General features: G+C 59.7%; 17 protein-coding genes and 1 pseudogene. 6 read left to right on the forward strand and 12 right to left on the reverse strand.

What is annotated here, in order from left to right:
• Genes pcaF through BMY84_RS13840 form a run of 11 tightly spaced genes read right to left on the reverse strand, consistent with a single transcriptional unit; the run spans position 1 to position 8,780 of the window.
• Positions 1–1,203, reverse strand: a complete 1,203-nt coding sequence (pcaF, locus tag BMY84_RS13790) for a 3-oxoadipyl-CoA thiolase (RefSeq protein ID WP_093084553.1) — start codon at positions 1,201–1,203, stop codon at positions 1–3.
• Positions 1,204–1,208: 5 nt separating this feature from the next.
• Positions 1,209–1,979, reverse strand: coding sequence for an alpha/beta fold hydrolase (locus BMY84_RS13795; RefSeq protein ID WP_093084555.1), 771 nt, complete (start codon positions 1,977–1,979; stop codon positions 1,209–1,211).
• Positions 1,980–1,981: 2 nt separating this feature from the next.
• The gene (locus BMY84_RS13800) at positions 1,982–2,299 is read right to left on the reverse strand and encodes a 2Fe-2S iron-sulfur cluster-binding protein (protein WP_093084557.1); all 318 of its coding nucleotides are present in this window, start codon (positions 2,297–2,299) and stop codon (positions 1,982–1,984) included.
• Positions 2,300–2,313: 14 nt separating this feature from the next.
• On the reverse strand, positions 2,314–2,961 hold the full coding sequence (locus tag BMY84_RS13805; RefSeq protein WP_093084559.1) for a 3-oxoacid CoA-transferase subunit B: 648 nt from the start codon (positions 2,959–2,961) through the stop codon (positions 2,314–2,316).
• A complete protein-coding gene (locus tag BMY84_RS13810; protein WP_093084560.1) occupies positions 2,961–3,668 on the reverse strand; it encodes a CoA transferase subunit A in 708 nt (235 codons plus the stop codon). The genes BMY84_RS13805 and BMY84_RS13810 overlap by 1 nt, the downstream gene beginning before the upstream one ends.
• Positions 3,669–3,680: 12 nt before the next feature.
• On the reverse strand, positions 3,681–4,466 hold the full coding sequence (gene benD / locus BMY84_RS13815; RefSeq protein WP_093084562.1) for a benzoate diol dehydrogenase BenD: 786 nt from the start codon (positions 4,464–4,466) through the stop codon (positions 3,681–3,683).
• A gap of 11 nt (positions 4,467–4,477) precedes the next feature.
• Positions 4,478–4,993 carry a benzoate 1,2-dioxygenase small subunit gene (benB, locus tag BMY84_RS13820; protein ID WP_093084563.1) on the reverse strand — a complete coding sequence of 172 codons (516 nt, stop codon included), beginning with the start codon at positions 4,991–4,993 and terminating at the stop codon, positions 4,478–4,480.
• Positions 4,990–6,354: a Rieske 2Fe-2S domain-containing protein gene (locus tag BMY84_RS13825; RefSeq protein WP_371262419.1), complete on the reverse strand. Its 1,365-nt coding sequence runs from the start codon at positions 6,352–6,354 to the stop codon at positions 4,990–4,992. The genes benB and BMY84_RS13825 overlap by 4 nt, the downstream gene beginning before the upstream one ends.
• A gap of 14 nt (positions 6,355–6,368) precedes the next feature.
• Positions 6,369–7,295 (reverse strand): dioxygenase family protein, encoded by a 927-nt coding sequence (locus tag BMY84_RS13830; RefSeq protein WP_093084566.1) that lies wholly within the window; start codon positions 7,293–7,295, stop codon positions 6,369–6,371.
• 31 nt (positions 7,296–7,326) lie between these two features.
• A complete protein-coding gene (gene catC, locus BMY84_RS13835) occupies positions 7,327–7,617 on the reverse strand; it encodes a muconolactone Delta-isomerase (RefSeq protein ID WP_093084568.1) in 291 nt (96 codons plus the stop codon).
• Positions 7,618–7,622: 5 nt separating this feature from the next.
• On the reverse strand, positions 7,623–8,780 hold the full coding sequence (locus tag BMY84_RS13840; protein WP_093084569.1) for a muconate/chloromuconate family cycloisomerase: 1,158 nt from the start codon (positions 8,778–8,780) through the stop codon (positions 7,623–7,625).
• Positions 8,781–8,890: 110 nt separating this feature from the next.
• Between BMY84_RS13840 and BMY84_RS13845 the strand changes: the two genes are divergently transcribed.
• From BMY84_RS13845 to BMY84_RS13855, 3 genes are all read left to right on the forward strand, one after another.
• The gene (locus BMY84_RS13845; RefSeq protein ID WP_093084571.1) at positions 8,891–9,814 is read left to right on the forward strand and encodes a LysR family transcriptional regulator; all 924 of its coding nucleotides are present in this window, start codon (positions 8,891–8,893) and stop codon (positions 9,812–9,814) included.
• Positions 9,815–9,915: 101 nt separating this feature from the next.
• Complete coding sequence (locus tag BMY84_RS13850) at positions 9,916–10,737, forward strand: IS5 family transposase (RefSeq protein WP_093084572.1); 822 nt, start codon at positions 9,916–9,918, stop codon at positions 10,735–10,737.
• A 436-nt stretch (positions 10,738–11,173) separates the two neighbouring features.
• The gene (locus tag BMY84_RS13855) at positions 11,174–13,033 is read left to right on the forward strand and encodes a tannase/feruloyl esterase family alpha/beta hydrolase (RefSeq protein WP_093084574.1); all 1,860 of its coding nucleotides are present in this window, start codon (positions 11,174–11,176) and stop codon (positions 13,031–13,033) included.
• 383 nt (positions 13,034–13,416) lie between these two features.
• Here the strand turns inward: BMY84_RS13855 and BMY84_RS13860 are convergent.
• Positions 13,417–13,536 (reverse strand): annotated as a pseudogene (locus BMY84_RS13860) (transposase domain-containing protein); the annotation flags it as partial.
• 299 nt (positions 13,537–13,835) lie between these two features.
• On the opposite strand from BMY84_RS13860, the gene gtdA reads away from it, so the two are divergent.
• Genes gtdA through BMY84_RS13875 form a run of 3 tightly spaced genes read left to right on the forward strand, consistent with a single transcriptional unit; the run spans position 13,836 to position 16,957 of the window.
• Positions 13,836–14,888 carry a gentisate 1,2-dioxygenase gene (gene gtdA / locus BMY84_RS13865; protein ID WP_093084575.1) on the forward strand — a complete coding sequence of 351 codons (1,053 nt, stop codon included), beginning with the start codon at positions 13,836–13,838 and terminating at the stop codon, positions 14,886–14,888.
• Positions 14,885–15,580, forward strand: coding sequence for a fumarylacetoacetate hydrolase family protein (locus tag BMY84_RS13870; protein WP_093084577.1), 696 nt, complete (start codon positions 14,885–14,887; stop codon positions 15,578–15,580). Before gtdA ends, BMY84_RS13870 begins: the two co-directional genes overlap by 4 nt.
• Before the next feature lie 51 nt (positions 15,581–15,631).
• Entirely contained in the window at positions 15,632–16,957 is a 1,326-nt protein-coding gene (locus tag BMY84_RS13875; RefSeq protein WP_218146955.1) for an MFS transporter, read from the forward strand.
• Positions 16,958–16,968 lie beyond the last annotated feature (11 nt).

Raw genomic sequence — 16,968 nt, forward strand, 5'->3', positions numbered from 1 at the left:
TCACACCCGTTCCAGTAGCAAGGCAAGGCCCTGTCCAACGCCTATGCACATGAAGGCCAGACCATAACGGCCACTCGTTCGGTGCAGTTCCTCAACCGCCGAAAGCGCGATCCGCGCACCCGACATGCCAAGCGGATGGCCGAGCGCGATCGCCCCGCCATTGGGATTGACGCGGGGATCGAACGGATCGACGCCCAGATCCCGCAGCGTGGCTATTGCCTGGCTGGCAAAGGCCTCGTTGAGTTCGATCACGTCGAGTTGATCGACGGTCATGCTGTTGCGGGCCAGCAGCTTGCGCGCCGCCTCGATTGGCCCTGCCCCCATGATCCGGGGCGCGATGCCCGCTGCCGCCATGCCGATAACACGCGCCCGGGCCGTCAGCCCCTGTGCCGCAGCAGCAGCCTCGGACGCAACCAGCATCGCCGCCGCGCCGTCGTTAAGCCCTGATGCATTGCCCGCCGTCACGGTGCCTTCTGCCTTCACCACGGGCTTGAGCTTCGCCAGTGCCTCCAGGCTGGTGGCGCGCAGATGCTCGTCGGCCTCAAACAGGACGGGATCGCCCTTGCGCTGCGGTATGGACACCGGTACGATCTCGGCAGCAAAACGACCGCTCGCCTGCGCTCGCGCCGCCTTTTCCTGACTAGCCAGCGCAAAGCGATCCTGCTCCTCGCGGCTGACGCCCCATAGTTCGGCGACATTTTCACCGGTCTGGGGCATGGTATCGACACCATAGGCGGCCTTCATCGCCGGGTTGATGAAACGCCAGCCCAGCGTCGTATCCTCTATTCTTTGGTCGCGACCGAAGGCGCTGCCGGCCTTGCCCATCACATAGGGCGCGCGGGTCATGCACTCGACGCCGCCTGCGATCAGGAAATCGCTATCGCCACTGCGGATCGCCTGCGCCGCGATACCCAGCGCATTAAGGCCCGAACTGCAAAGGCGATTGACGGTGACGCCCGGCACGCCGTCCGGCATCCCGGCGAGCAACACCGCCATGCGCGCGACGTTGCGATTATCTTCGCCTGCCTGGTTGGCGCAGCCCAGGATCACATCGTCGAGCGCCGACCAATCGGCCTTCGCATTGCGCGCCATCAGCGCCGTGAGCGGCAGCGCGGCAAGATCGTCGGCACGGATGCTCGCCAGTGATCCATTGAGCTTGCCGATTGGGGTGCGGACGGCGTCGCAGATAAAGGCTTGCGCCATAAGTCTCAGCTTTCCAGAAAAGAGGTGATGGCGCCCGCTAGCGCCTCGGGCGCTTCGAGCGGCGCGAGATGCGCTGCATGGAGCGCCACATGCATCGCACCGGGAATGCGCGCGAGCAGATGCTCGCCATGCCCCTCAAGCGGCGTTGATGTGTCGCGGGTGCCTGTGACGACCAGCGTCGGGCAGGCGAGCCCCGCGATCCGATCGGCAAGGTTCATATCGCGGATTGCCGCCCCGCAACCGGCATAGCCTTCGGCATCCATCGTCAGCAGTTGGCGGCGCACCGCCTCATAAATGGCCGGTGCGGCAGCATCGGAGAGGAAACGTCCCATGGCGAGATCGGCAATGGCAGCCATTCCCTCCCCCCGGACCTTGGTGATGCGATCATTCCACGACGCGCTGTCCATCGTAGCCGATGTGCAGATGGGCAGGAGCTTCTCGATCCGGCCGGGCGCACGCAGCGCCAGTTCCATGCCGATCATGCCACCCAGCGAAACGCCGGCAATCGAAAAGCTGTCGAACCCGGCTGCATTGGCCACCGCCAGCACATCGTCCGCCAGCATGGCAAGCGCGAAGTCCCCCGGTTCTGCGACCGAGGCACCATGGCCGCGCGCGTCGATCCGCAGCAGGGCGAAGCGATCACGCAGATGCGGTAGCAGGCCATCCCAAAGGTCCATGTCGGTACCGATGCTGTTGAGCAGCACCAGCGCCTGTGCCTCATCGCGGCCGTCCCGCTTCCAGTAGATATTGGCACCGGGGCGCTGGTAAAAAGCCACGCTCAATCCTGCGGCGCGATAGCGACACGCAGCCCGTCAAGGTCGGCCGTCATCATGATCTGGCAGGACAGGCGCGAACGCTCGCCCCGATGGTCCGAGGAATCGAGCAGATCATTCTCGTCTTCACCGGCAGCGCCAACGACACCGGTCCACTCTTCGTCCACATACACATGACAGGTGGCGCAGGAACAGCAGCCGCCGCACAGGGCGAGCAACTCGTCAAAGCCATTGTCGCGAATGACTTCCATCACAGAGACACCCGCACGGGCATCAACGCTCTTTTCGTCACCTGCACGGTTGACGATGGTCAGCTTGGGCACAGTAAATTCCAGTCTTATGCAGCTTCGAGAATGGCCAACGGCGCGCCGGTCTTTTCGATGACTTCTGCTTCGCTCACGCCCGGCGCCAGTTCCACGAGGGTCAGGCCACCCCGGACACGATCGACAGCAATCACGGCAAGATCGGTGATAATGAGATCGACAACCGCCTTGCCGGTGAGCGGCAGGGTGCAGGCATCGAGTATCTTGGGGCTGCCATTTTTCGCCACATGATCCATCACTACGACCACGCGTTTGACCCCCGCAACCAGATCCATGGCGCCGCCCATGCCTTTGACCATCTTTCCAGGGATGGTCCAGTTGGCGAGGTCGCCATTGGCGGCCACCTCCATCGCGCCCAGCACCGCCATGTCGATATGGCCGCCCCGGATCATCGCAAAGCTGTCGGCCGAGGAGAAGAAGCTGCTGGTCGGCAGCGCGGTGATCGTCTGCTTTCCTGCATTGATAAGGTCAGGATCGGCCTCCCCCTCGAATGGAAAAGGACCGATGCCCAGCATCCCATTCTCGCTCTGGAGCGTCACATTGACGCCATTGGGCACATGGTTTGCCACCAGCGTCGGTATACCAATGCCAAGGTTCACATAATAGCCGTCACGCAATTCCTTTCCGGCGCGCGCCGCCATCTCGTCGCGGGTCCAGCTCATTATGCGATCTCCCTTTCCCGAACTGTCAGCTTCTCGATCCGCTTCTCGTTAATTGTCGAAAGAACGATGCGGTCGACATAGATGCCCGGCGTATGGATGTTGTCGGGATCGAAGCTGCCTTCGGGCACGATTTCCTCAACCTCGACCACCGTCACCTTGCCAGCCGTCGCCATGTTCGGGTTGAAGTTGCGCGCGGTCTTGCGGAACATGAGATTGCCCGCCGGATCAGCGCGCCAGGCCTTGATGATCGAGACGTCGGCGCGCAGCCAGGTTTCCCGGACATAGTCCTCGCCCTCGAACGTCTCGACCGGCTTGCCATCGGCCACTACGGTGCCGACGCCGGTTTTGGTGTAGAAGGCTGGAATACCCGCGCCGCCGGCACGGATACGCTCTGCAAGTGTGCCCTGCGGATTGAGTTCCAGTTCCAGTTCGCCGGAGAGATACTGGCTCTCGAACAGCTTGTTCTCACCCACATAGGAGGAGATCATCTTCTTGATCTGCCGGCTTTCCAGCAACATCCACAGGCCAAAACCGTCGGCGCCGGCATTGTTGGAGACGACGGTCAGATCCTTGACCCCGCTCGCACGGATCTGCAGGATCAGGCTTTCTGGGTTGCCTGACAGGCCAAAACCGCCCGACATGATCGTCATCCCATGGAACAACAGGCCTTCCAGTGCCTTTGCCGGGCTGTCGTAGATTTTCTGCATATCTTCGTTCCTTCAGCCGATATCGCCGCCCGCAACGGGCAAGACCGATCCGGTCACATAGCTGGCCTCGTCCGAGGCGAGGAAAAGGATTGGCGCGATCTGCTCGTCGAGCGTGCCGTAGCGCTTCATGAAGGCAGACGATGTCACCTGCTCCACCGCCTCGGCCATCCAGGTCTGTTCCTGGACGTTGTCGCCTTCGGCGTTGCGCGGCACGCGCCGCGGCGGCGCACTCGTGCCGCCGGGCGCGGTGGCGACGACCCGGATGCCGCTCTCTGCATATTCCATCGCCAGGGCTTGTGTCAGCCCGTTGATCCCGCCCTTCGCCGCCGAATAGGGCACGCGGCGAATGCCGCGCGTGGCGTTGGACGAGAGGTTGACGATCGTCCCTGCCCCCTGATCCAGCATGGCGGGCAGGACAGCATGGCAGCAATAAAGCGTCGGCATCAGCGAGCGGCGGATTTCCGCGTCGATTTGGGCTGGCTCGAACTGCGCATAGGGGCGCATACGGATCGCGCCGCCGACATTGTTGATTAAAATGTCTATACGCCCGAACGCTTCTAGCGCCGCCGCCATGGCCAGCGCCGCGCCTTCGTAGGATTCAAGGTCGCAGGTCACCGAGATGGCCTTGCCGCCCGCTGCAACGATCTCTTGCTCCACCTCGGTTACGAATTCGGCCCGATCGACGAGGACGAGACTGGCACCCTCCTCGCCCGCGCGCATGGCAACGCCGGCTCCAATGCCCTGCGCCGCGCCGGTAACAACCATTACCTTGCCGGCAAAGCGTCCCTGGAAGATCATCAGCCGGTCCTTCAAATATGATAGACGTCAATGACCTGGTGAATATAGTCGTCCTTGAGGACGATTTTCTTCTTCAGGATCTTCGGCGCCGCGCCGCTGACGTCCAACGTCACGAAATTCGTACCGAAAAACTGCTGCGTTTTTTGATAGCGATGGCTGAGCGTATGCCAATTATAGCGTAGCTCGATTGCGTCGGCGCCGGTTTCCAGCACCTCGATGTTCGACAGGAAATGCGAGGTCCGCGCTTCGGGCGTGCTCGCGGACGATCGCTCGGTTTTCAGCCGGTAGACACGATCCTCCAACCCCCTGCGGTTGCCATAATAGATGAGCGAGATTTCGGTATGGGGATCGGTGGTCAGCACATCATCATCGGTCCAGGCCGGCATCCAATATTCGCATTGCTCCGAATAACATTCCAGCCATTGGTCCAGCTCACGATCGTCGAGCAGCCGCGCCTCGCGATAGAGAAAGGCGCAGATGTCCTGGTAGGAGAGCGCCGCGCGCGCTGTGTCGAGCACCAGTGTCATTCCGCCGCCTCCATCATCTGTGCCGCGCTCTCATCCTTGGCCATTCCATCGAGCATGATCTGCGCCCAAAATTCGTGCTGACGCACGAACAGCCCTTCATCCTCGCTACGTTCGCTCGACAGCAGCGGGTTCATACCCATCGCCGTCGCATTGCGATCGGGCCCTGCGATCCAGCGGGTCGCACCACGGCTAAGGTCGTTCCATAGTTCGCCAGCGCCCTCATAAGCCGACTGGCAACTGCGGAATTCCTCCAGATCGTCGGGCGTTCCCATGCCGGTGACGTTGAAGAAATCCTCATATTGGCGGATGCGATGGGCACGGTCCTCCACGCTTTCGCCCTTGGGGGCATAGCAATAGATCGTCACCTCGGTCGTATGCACGTCGATCGGCCGCACGACACGGATCTGGGTCGAAAACTGATCCATCAGGAACACATTGGGATAGAGCGCCAAATTACGGGTCTGTTCGAGAATGAACTTCGCTTTGTCTTCGCCCAGTCGCTCGGCCAGCTGGTCCTTATAGTTCCAGACGGGCCGAACTTCGGGGTTCAGCACCTGCGTCCAGAGCAGGATATGGCCATGCTCAAAACCATAAACGCCGCTCGCCGGCGCCTTCGACCAGCCATTAGCGTCCACCGCCTTGGTCCCGCCTTCGGCACGGCGGCCCATGGTCGACTGGTAATTTTCATGGACAGAACTGACATGATAGCCGTCGCAGCCATTTTCCATCTGCATCTTCCAATTGCCATGGAAGGTGTAGGTGGAATTGCCGGTCAGCACTTCGAGCCCCTCGGGCGCTTGGTCGACCATCTGGTCGATAATGACCTTGGCCTCGCCCAGATGCTCTTCCAGCGGCAGGACATCATGGTTCAGGGAACCGAATATGAAGCCGCGATAGCTTTCGACCCGAACCTTGGTCAGATCGTGCGACCCTTCATGGTCGAAACTGTCGGGATAGGCGCCCGTACTGGCATCCTTGGCGCGCAGCAACTTGCCGTCGGTCTTGAAACTCCAGCCATGAAAGGGGCACACGAACAAGGGCTGGTTCCCCCGCTTGCGGCGACACAGCTTGGCACCGCGATGGGCGCAGGCATTGACCACGCAGTTGAGGCCGCCATCCTTGGCCCGTGTCAGGATCACCGGCGTATGGCCGATCCATGCGGTAAGATAATCATTCTTTTGCTCGACCTGGCTTTCATGGGCCAGATAGACCCAATTGCTCTCGAAGATATATTTGATCTCCAGATCGAACAGGTCGGGATCGGTAAAGACGTCGCGGCGGCATCGGAAGATGCCGGTTTCCGGATCGTCAACGACCGCCGTTTCGACGCGTTTGCGCAGTAGCGCCATGGGACTAGTCATGATCCTATATCCTCTCAGGTCGGCTCTTTGACCGGCTCAACAGCATCCACCACCAAGCGCTTGCGGGTCGAGAAGACTTCGTCGGTTGCATCGTCGGCACGCTGCAAGTGGAAGTCGAAGGCGATGTGAGCGCTGTCGCCCTGACGATTGGGCACCGGCAGCAGCCCCTCGCGGGTCCCGAATGCAAAATCGTCGGCTGCGAACGGATCATCGCCGAAGTTGATCTGCGTGGTCAGTCGACGATAGCCCGGCGCCTCGATGAAGAAATGTACATGGGCGGGTCGGTTGCCATGGCGGCCAAGCGCCTTCATCAGCGTGTCGGACGCGCCGCCGGGCGGCACGGAATAGCCGTTCGGCATCTTCGAGTAGAAGGCATAGGTACCGTCCGCTGCGATCCTCAACCGGCGACGATTGTTGAAGGGCGTCTGTTCGCGGGTCGGATCGAAATGCGAGTAGAAGCCTTGGGAGTCGGCGTGCCACACATGAACGAGGCCTTCGGTTACCGCTTCGCCATCGGGGCCCATGATGCGGCCGGTCATGTACAGCGTGTCAGTCTCGTCGACATCGTCGGTCAGGCATGCGCCGCTCTCTACGATCGGTGCGTCTTCCACGTAAAGCGGACCTTCGATCGTACGCGGCGTGCCACCCAACTTGCCCGCTTGCGCATCCTTGGCATCAAGATAGAGATCGATGAAATGTTCAAGGCCGACGCCCGGCATCAACAGGCCAAGCTCCCCTGCGCCTGCGGCGCCCTGTAGGAAATTGACCGCGTTCCACACCTCATCCTCGCTGATGTCATAACGGGCAATGACGGTCATGCACGCCTCGATCAGGTCGCGTATGATCGCCTTGAGGCGAGGATCGCCCCCTTGCGTATCCAGCCCTGCGACACGGTCGAGCAGGTTCTGGATTTCCGGTGTTTCTACAAAGCTGATACCCATATTTTTCTCTCCTAGACTTGCAATCTGTTGGTCAGCGATCATCCTCGTGCATCGAGGAGGGATGGCGGCAGAGAGGCGTCACTTTCATGGTCATGAAAGGATAAAGCGGCAGCGCCATCAGCATGTCGTGCAGGGCGGTATTGCTTTCGACATCGAAGATCGAAATGTTGGAATATAGGCCCACCTTGCGCCAGATATGACGCCATGTTCCAGCGGCCTGCAATTCCTGGAAATATGCCTTTTCCGCAGCCTTGATCCGGGAAGCCTCCTCCACGTTGAAATCAAGCGGAATACTGACGTCCATTTCTACCATGAACAGCATCGGTTTCAGGCTCCTGCGCTAACGGCGTGAAGAACCGGCAACGTGCGATCGCGCCGGAAGAAGGCGATTTTGTCTTCGTCAAAGGTGATGCCCAGGCCCGGTCCGGTCGGCACGGCGAGCGAAAAATCAGCATAGCCAAGTGGTTCGCTCAATATGTCCTCGGTCTGGAGCAGCGGACCGAATAATTCGGTGCCCCAGGCTAGCTCTGGCAAGGTGGCAAAGACATGTGCCGATGCCACCGTCCCCACTCCGCCCTCAAGCATTGTGCCGCCATAGAGGCCGATCCCGGCGGCAGCGCCGATGGCGGCCACCTGAGCCGTCGCGAACAGGCCGCCCGACTGGGCGATCTTGAGCGCGAAGACGCCCGCGGCATGGGCAGAGGCGATCCGCATCGCGCTGCGCGGACCAGTGAGCGCCTCGTCCGCCATCAGCGGCACTGGCTGGTTCATCGAAAGGCGTGCCATCGCGATGATCGCGTCGCCCGCAATCGGCTGTTCGACCAGGTTGCAACCGACATGGTGGAGCATCGCCATCCCGATCTTGGCTTGCGCCTCGGACCAGTTCTGGTTGACGTCCACTCGCACGCTGGCGCGGTCCCCGAGCGCCTTGCAGATGGCGCCGACATGGGCGACGTCATCACGCACCTCGCGCTTGCCGATCTTCAACTTGAAGATGCGGTGGCGCCGGCGATCGAGCATTTCCTCGCCTTCGGCAATGTCGCGCGCGGTGTCACCACTCGCCAGCGTCCAGGCCACCGGCAGACTGTCGCGCACCCGGCCACCGCCGATCAGTTCGGACACCGCAATGCCGAGCCGCTTGCCCGCCATGTCGAGCAGCGCCGTTTCGACCGCGCATTTGGCAAAATGGTTGCCACGCACGCAGCGGGCAACCTTGCCCATGGTGGCGCCCACCTGCGTCAAATCGCAGGTTTCCAGAACGGGAATGATGTAGGTGTCGATCGCCGACTTGATGCTTTCGGGGCTTTCCTCGCCGTAGCTGAGGCCGCCAATCGTGGTCCCCTCCCCGATCCCTTCCACACCGTCTGCATCAGTGAGGCGGACGATCACCATCGATTGGGCGTGCATGGTCGCCATGGCCAACACATGTGGCCGGATCGTCGGCACATCGACGATGAAGGTATCGGCGTGGCTCAATCCAGCCATTGCGGCGACTCTCCTAATTGCTTACGTTTCAGGGCATAGCTACTCCGCCGCCGAAATCAGTTCAAAGATCAATGCGGTCAACAGTCGATACTTTTGAGGTATAGTTGGTGATGGACCTGCGTCTCTTGCGCTATTTCGTGGCAGTGGCGGACGAAGGCAGTTTCAATCGCGCCGCCAATAGACTGCACATGGCCCAACCACCCTTGTCGCGTGCGATCCAGCAACTTGAGGCCCATGTCGGCGCGCCCCTGCTCGACCGGACCAGCCGTCCGCTCAGGCTGACGGATATCGGTCGCCTCCTCTACGCCCAGGCGCTCCAGTTGCTGGCTCGCATGGAAGATGTCGAGACGATGGTAAAGACCGCCGCCTCCAGCCAAAGCCGTCGGTTGGTGATCGGTTTTGTCGCGTCGACCATCTATGCCCGACTGCCTGAGCTAATCCGGGAGTTCCGCAAGGCGGCCAGGAATGTCGAACTCGTGATGGTCGAGAGCACAACGCTTGAGCAGATCGCAGCGCTCAAGGACGGTCGCATCGACGTCGGCTTCGGGCGCATTCGTTTCGAGGATCCGGCTGTTCGGCGGGTAATCCTGCGCCACGAAAGGCTGATCGCCGCCTTCCCCGTCGATCATCCTTTGGCGCTTGGCGATGGCCCGATCTCGCTGCGCGATCTCGTCGACGAGCCCCAGATCATCTACCCCCGCGCGCCCCGCCCCAGCTATGCCGACCAGGTCATATCCCTGTTCCGCGACCATGCAATCGAGCCACGCATCGTCCATGAGGCTCGTGAACTTCAGATTGCGATCGGACTGGTTGCGGCCGAAGAAGGAATGGCGATTGTTCCAGAATCTGTCCGGCGCGCGAGGAGTCACGATGTGGCCTTTCGCGAACTGGCCGAGCAAGCAACATCGCCCATCATCATGAGCCACCGACCTGGCGATCAATCTCTAGAACTTAAGCTGATGACATCGATCATCGCTCGTCAATATGCAAGTTGGGGTTATGAAGTGCCGGCGGTTATAATTGGAACCCATTAGTGCCTGATCCGAAACTAAGTTGAGTGGTATCAGTGGGTTAGCTTGACGCCAGCCCAAGTCGTTGATTTAGGTGGTTTTGCGAAGACTACCGGAGATCAAGGATGTGGACCGACACCACTCGGACGCAGTATGCCCGCGCGGACTTGGCTTTGCCAAGTGATTTGACCGACGCTGAATGGGCGCTGCTTGAGCCGTTTTTGCCGCCGCCGTCGCATGTGGGCCGTCCGCGCAAGTGGCCGCTGCGACGGATTATCGAGGCGATCCTGTATCTGTTGCGCGGCGGTCTGCCGTGGCGGATGCTGCCACCGTGCTTTCCGCCGGTCTCGACAGTGCGGCGCTGGTTTTACCTTTGGCGGGACAACCGGCTCTGGTTGTCGCTCAATCATGCCCTATTGCTGATCGGACGCGAGGAGACCGGGCGCGATGCCTCGCCCAGTGCCGGGGTCATCGACAGCCAGAGCGTCAAAACCACCGAATCCGGCGGTCCTCACGGCTATGATGCGGGCAAGAAGATCAAGGGCCGCAAGCGCCACATCCTCACCGACACCGAGGGCAATCTGGTCCACGCCGTGATCCACACCGCCGACATTCAGGACAGAGACGGTGCACCGCTGGTGCTGACCGAGATCATCAAGCGCTTCCCGTGGCTGCGCCATGTGTTTGCCGATGGCGGCTATGCTGGAGACAAACTCCGGCAGGCGCTGAGCCGGATCGGCAAATGGAACCTCGAGATCGTCAAACGGTCCGATACCGCCAGGGGTTTCGTGGTCCTTCCACGCCGTTGGGTCGTAGAGCGGACGCTGGCATCGCTGAATCGAAACCGCCGACTGGCCAAGGATTTCGAGCAAACCATCGCGTCAGCAACCGCATGGCTGTTCATAGCCTCGATCCAGCTCTTCGCCCGCCGCATCGCAAGGTTATGAATTTACGAAGGATAATTTTGAATCAGGCTCTTAGATATTGATCTTCGCGATGGGCACGAAGGGTTTCACAGTCTCACACCTTCTGAGTTTGGACGATTGCATGACGCCTCCAAACATGCCCTGTCTCGGGTCACATGCAGGGCGAAAAGCCATAATGCGCAAGGCATAGATCGGGCGCGGGTGTAGCCCGTAGCTATACTGAGATAGCAACGCTCACTCCTGCGCGGCACAACCTGGCTTGGACGCGTCGTATTGTGCTGATGGCTCCCGGCTGACACTGCTCATATCCCGATACGATCAGGGCTAAGCGCACCACGGCGGCGCTTTCATCAGCGATTTCATAAAACAGAACTGGCTCAATCCGAAATTTGATATTATAAAATGTCTATTATTTTATAATATCGCATTCTCTGCACCTTGGGGAGATTTGAAAGACATGTCGAAGAACATTGCACTCGCCAGCATAGCCTTGGCAAAGGTCAGTTCGCTCGCGTTCGGCGTCATGGCAGGGCCAGTTGCATACGCAGCGCCCGCTTCGACCGAACGCTCCACGCCGACTGTTTCGCCCAATTGTGACGATCGATTGAAGGTCCTTTTCAAGCCGGATGACGAAACACGCGTTGTGCAAGTCGCTTATATCAAAAAGGGCAGCCCCCTTACGCTTGAAGCACCCACGAAGCCTGACATGGCGGTTGCGACGGCAAATATCTGCATGGTCAAGCTGATGGTAGGCCCCGGCAATCCTGGTCCTGCCAATGCACCTTCGACATCGGACGGGATCGGTATCGAGATCTGGCTCCCGGATTCAGCCGATTGGAACGAACGGCTTCATGCTATTGGCGGAGGCGGCTGGCAGGGTGGACCGGCCGGACAACCAGGCACTATCGCTAGCCTGCAAGCGGTCGAGGTGGCGATGCGCGAAGGCGCGGTGTCTTCTACGACGGACACTGGTCACAAAGTGATGAGCGGAAGCTTCGCGATGCTCCCTGATGGCGCCATCAATTCTCGATTGTGGATTGATTTCGCATCTCGTGCGATCCACCAGCAAGCGGTCAAATCAAAAGCCTTGGCGGCGCTCTATTACGGCAAGAACCCACGCTACGCATATTGGGACGGCGGCTCGACGGGAGGAAGGCAAGGCCTCAATCTTGCGCAGAACCATCCTGAGGATTTTGACGGGATCATTGCCATGTATCCCGCCATAAACTGGACGCGCTTCATCACCTCTGAACTCTACCCGCAGATTGTCATCCAGCGGGACCTTGGTGGACGCGCGCTCGACAAGCAGAAGCTCGACCTGGTTTCCAACGCCGCAATCGCGGCCTGCGATACCGTTGGAGGCGAGCATCTCGGTTACATCATTGACCCTGCTCGCTGCCGATATGATCCCGTTCGCGACGCTTCTGTTATTTGCGTTGGACAAGGCGGGAAAGCGCCTCTGCCAGCATGTTTGTCCAATGCCGAGGCTCGTGCTGTTAACAAATTCTGGTATGGCATGACTTCAGATGGCAGCGTTCGGGACCCTTTGACTGACAATGGCTGGCACACTGATCCGCAAAAGCTGGCGATATTGGCGCAACCGCGCCGTTGGTTCGGCCCCACGCGCGGCACCAAGCTTTACCTGGACTTTCCCGGCTTTGAAGGTCTTGCCAACCCAGACCATCCATTCTCCATCGCTACGCATGTTGTCGCGCTTGAGATGCAGGATCCAACGATCGCAGAACCAAACTTCCAGAATTTGACGGCAAATGGGAAGTCAAATTGGAAGAAGCTGACATTTGCCCGACTATCTTTCGCCTTCGATCGCGGGATTGCGCTGCAGTCGTCATTTGGAAACATCAACACCGACAATCCCGACCTTAGCGCTTTCCGCAAGCGCGGCGGAAAGCTTCTGACATGGCATGGGATGGCCGACGAGGTCATACCGGTCCAGGGCACGGTACATTATTATCAAAGCGTCGCGAAAGAACTTGGCGGCATCGACGAAGTGCGTACTTTCTGGCGGCTCTTTCTTGTGCCCGGCCTTGGCCATGGCACACCGAACGGGACAGCTAACTCAAAGGCCGTCGTTCCGAACTTCGCGCCCGGCCAATTCTATTCGGCTCTCACCGAATGGACCGAAAATGCTGGCAAGCCTCCGGCCCAGATGGTTCTGGAAGCTGGCGAGGCCACTTCTACCAGGCAGATGCCGATCTGCCCCTTCCCGCAGGCGATCAGCTATGTGAAGGGCGATCCGAAACTGGCTTCCAGCTATCGATGCTCCGGCTTCGGTGGGGCGTCGGCAAACAGCCGCTGAACAATTTGCAGTTCGCAACAACAGGTCCGGGGACAGTTCCGCGGGCCTGTTGCGCCTGTCATGTGATGAAGCCTAAGACCTCCGGTCGTGAGAGTTAGCCCCATGCGAGCTAGCCTTCACTGCTCCATGCGCTTCCATATGATCGACAGGGCGACACGCAGGCCTTGCCGATTGCACAATGCACCTCCTCTTCGACGAAGAGATAGGCTCTAACGCTTGCCAAGGGGCGGTCGTGTGACCGCCTTGCACCGATACGTGCGAGTTCAGTGCTATGGTCATGCCAAGGGGAAGCGCGTTGCCATGTTTCCCGTCTTCCGATCTGCAATTCTGACTGATCTTGCCGGTACCCGCCTTTTCTGTATGCATCCGGTGAGAACCGCGGATCAGGCTGCTTGGCGTTGATCGTCTGTGGCGCGCCAATTCCAGGGAAGCAGTTCGTGGAGACGGCTTTGTGGGATGTCTGCGATCTGCGTGAGAACATCGGCGAGCCAGGCCTGGGTATCACCGGAGCGATACCTTTTCTGACCGGTGGCCGGAAAGCTCACGGGGTCTGCGTCTTCGGCATTCCAAAAATGTCGTAAACGATCACCAAACACGCACCACTCCTTCTTCATTATGCAAACCATTTGACATTAAGGAATATCTTTAGCAGGATGAACGTGGCCGGCGGGAGACCGGAAATGGACGGAGAGGAGCTGCAGAGCGCGGTGCCCATCCGACCAGCTCCCTTCGGCCGGCCCTTCTGGGCCGAAATTCTTGCCGAACGTGGTCGCAAGCGCTTTGGCAATCAATCGGAGGCAAGATGAACAAGCCGCTGCCCAACGACCAGCTCTCGCAGCTTGAGGCTCTTTATGCCGAAATGGCTCCGCAAAGCCTTACACCCCTATGGGAAGTTCTCAGCGCGCTGGTGCTGAGCCAACCGCACAGTCCTGCACTGGTGCATCGCTGGAGTTATGACCTGGCACGCGACTATCTCATGCGCGCTGGCGATCTTATCTCGGCCGACCAGGCGGAACGTCGCGTTCTCATTCTCGAAAATCCAGGGCTTTCGGGCCTTTCGGCGATTACGCCGAGCCTCTATGCTGGACTTCAGTTGATTTTGCCTGGCGAGGTGGCGCCATGCCATCGCCACAGCCAGTGTGCCCTGCGTTTCGTCATCGAAGGCGAAGGCGCCTACACGGCGGTCGACGGCGAAAAGGCGATCATGCGCCCATTTGACCTCGTGCTGACGCCGGGCGGTCAGTGGCATGACCATGGCAATTTCACCGATAAGCCAATGATCTGGCTCGACGGGCTCGATATACCCACAGTCCGCCACTTCGATGCCAGCTTTGCGGAAAAACTGCCTGAGGCGATGCACCCGCAGACCGTGAAATCAGGCGATACGCTGGTGCGATATGGCCACAATATGCGGCCGATGCGCGGCGGTGTGGCAGATCGCCGGCCACAGCACCAGCCACTCTTCCATTATCCCTATGCTTCCTGGCGCCCCGCGCTCGACGCAATGGCCGCGCAAGCGGAAATCGACCCTCATCTGGGTCATGCGCTCGAATTTCTGAACCCGGCCGATGGTGGTCCGATCATGCCAACTATCTCCGCGCATGTGCGGCTGATCCCACAGGGCTTTACCACCCTTTCGCGACGCGCGACCGACGGCACGACATTTGTCGTGGTCGAGGGAGAGGGCGAGGCCGTTATTGACGGTGAAAGCATGGCATTATCGCCGCGCGACATCTTCGTCGTGCCGTCCTGGAAGGCTCTTGAACTCTCAGCCCGAAGCCAGCTCGTGCTGTTTGGCTTCTCAGACAAGGCTTCGCAGCAAAAACTCAATCTCTACAAGGAGCAACTTGCGTGACCCTTTTTGACGTTCTTCCGCCTACGCTCGCCAAGACAACCAGCGGCGACGATTTCCCGGTACGCCGCGTTTTTTGTGTCGGCAGAAACTATGCAGCACATGCGCGGGAAATGGGACGTGACCCCGATCGTGAACCGCCCTTCTTCTTCACCAAGTGGGCCGAGACGGTCGTTCCGAGCGGATCGACTATTGCTTACCCGAGTGAAACGTCGGACTTCCATTACGAAGCCGAACTGGTCGTCGCCGTTGGTAAAGGCGGACGGAACATCGCGGTCGAGAGCGCTCTGGACCATGTTTACGGCTATGCGACAGGTCTCGATATGACCCGCCGCGATCTGCAGTTGACCGCACGCGCTCAAGGGCGGCCGTGGGATACCGGCAAGAATGTCGAACAGTCTTCGCCCTTGGGACCCATCCACCCGGTTGCTGATGTGGGCCATATTGAAAAGGGCGCGATCCGCCTCACAGTCAATGGCGAGGTCAAGCAAGATGCCGATTTGACCGAGCTTATCTGGCCCGTCGCCGACGTCATCGCCTTTCTGAGCACGCTCTATCGGATCGAACCAGGCGATCTGATCTACACAGGCACGCCCGCCGGCGTGGGCGCGGTGGTGGAGGGTGATATCGTGCTGGTCACGGTCGAAGGTCTCGAACCGACGCAAGTTACGATCGGGCCTAAAGCTACCGACTGATTTTCACCGTTTCCAAGGCGGCGCTAAGACCGCCGCCAAAGGAGGGTAGTTATGGCAGGGATGGCGACGGAGGCCCGATCGGTTTCCGGGATCGATGCCGCTCGCTTTGGTCCTTATCAGTTCAGGATCGCTGCATTGTGCGCTCTTGTCGCGGGCCTTGACGGCTTCGACACACAGGCGATCGCCTATGTGGCCCCAACCATCGCTGAAACTTGGAAATTGGATAAGGCGGCTTTTGGTCCCATATTCGGCGCCGGACTACTTGGCCTCACAGCCGGTGCGTTCATTCTGGGGCCTCTCGCCGACCATATTGGTCGCAAGCTGGTCATCATTCTTTGTACGGTAATCTTCGGCCTCTTCGCGCTCCTGACGGCTAGAGCGACGAACATCGACCAATTGCTTTTCTACCGGCTGCTGACGGGCATCGGGCTTGGTGGCGCGATGCCCAACCTCATCGCCATCACCAACGAATATGCGCCGGCCCGTCTAAAGGCGACCCTCGTGACGATCATGTTCTGCGGCTTTCCTCTTGGATCGACGATCGGGGGCCTCGTGAGTGCGCCTCTTATCACGCGATTTGGCTGGGAGTCGGTATTTGTTTGTGGTGGCATCCTGCCGTTGATCCTCATTCCAATACTGTGGATCGCAATGCCGGAATCGGCCCGTTTTCTCGCGATGAAAGCAGATGGAGAGAAGAAGCTTGCGCTGATCCTGCGGCGGATCGATCCTAAGTTAAACCCGGCGGATTGCATTGCGCAAATTCGAAGCGAGGCCGAAACGGGCGCAGCCAGGAAATTTCCGATATTCGAACTCTTCCGCGGCGGACGAGCGCCGATAACCTTCCTGTTATGGCTGGCCTTTTTCATGAACCTGTTGGTCATGTATTTTCTGGTAAACTGGCTGCCTTCGCTCCTGAGCGGTCTTGGCCTATCCCTTGAAATCGCGATCGCTTCGACCGCCATCCTCAATCTGGGTGGGGTCGTCGGCGCGATAATGTTAGGAAGACTAATCGACAAACGCGATCCAGCGATCGTACTTGGCCTTGCCTATCTGGCGTCTGCCGCCTTCATCCTCGTCATCGCCTATTCCGGTGCAAATGTCACCCTGCTGCTGGCAGGAGCCGCAGCGGCGGGCTTTGGCATAGTTGGCGGGCAAATCGGCCTGAACGCTGTCGCCGCTTCCGCATATCCTGGGGCAATACGGTCCACAGGTGTCGGCTGGGCCCTGGGTGTGGGCCGAATTGGCTCGATCCTCGGTCCAATGGCTGGCGGCGCGTTGCTAAGCCTTGGCTGGTCGAGCCAACAGCTGCTCCTCACGGCGATCGTTCCGGCCGTGGTCGCGGCTATCGCTGTTTTCCTCCTTCGTGCAGTCAGATAGAAAGGCTTCAA

It is taken from the genome of Sphingobium sp. AP50 (assembly GCF_900109095.1).
GTDB lineage: Bacteria > Pseudomonadota > Alphaproteobacteria > Sphingomonadales > Sphingomonadaceae > Sphingobium.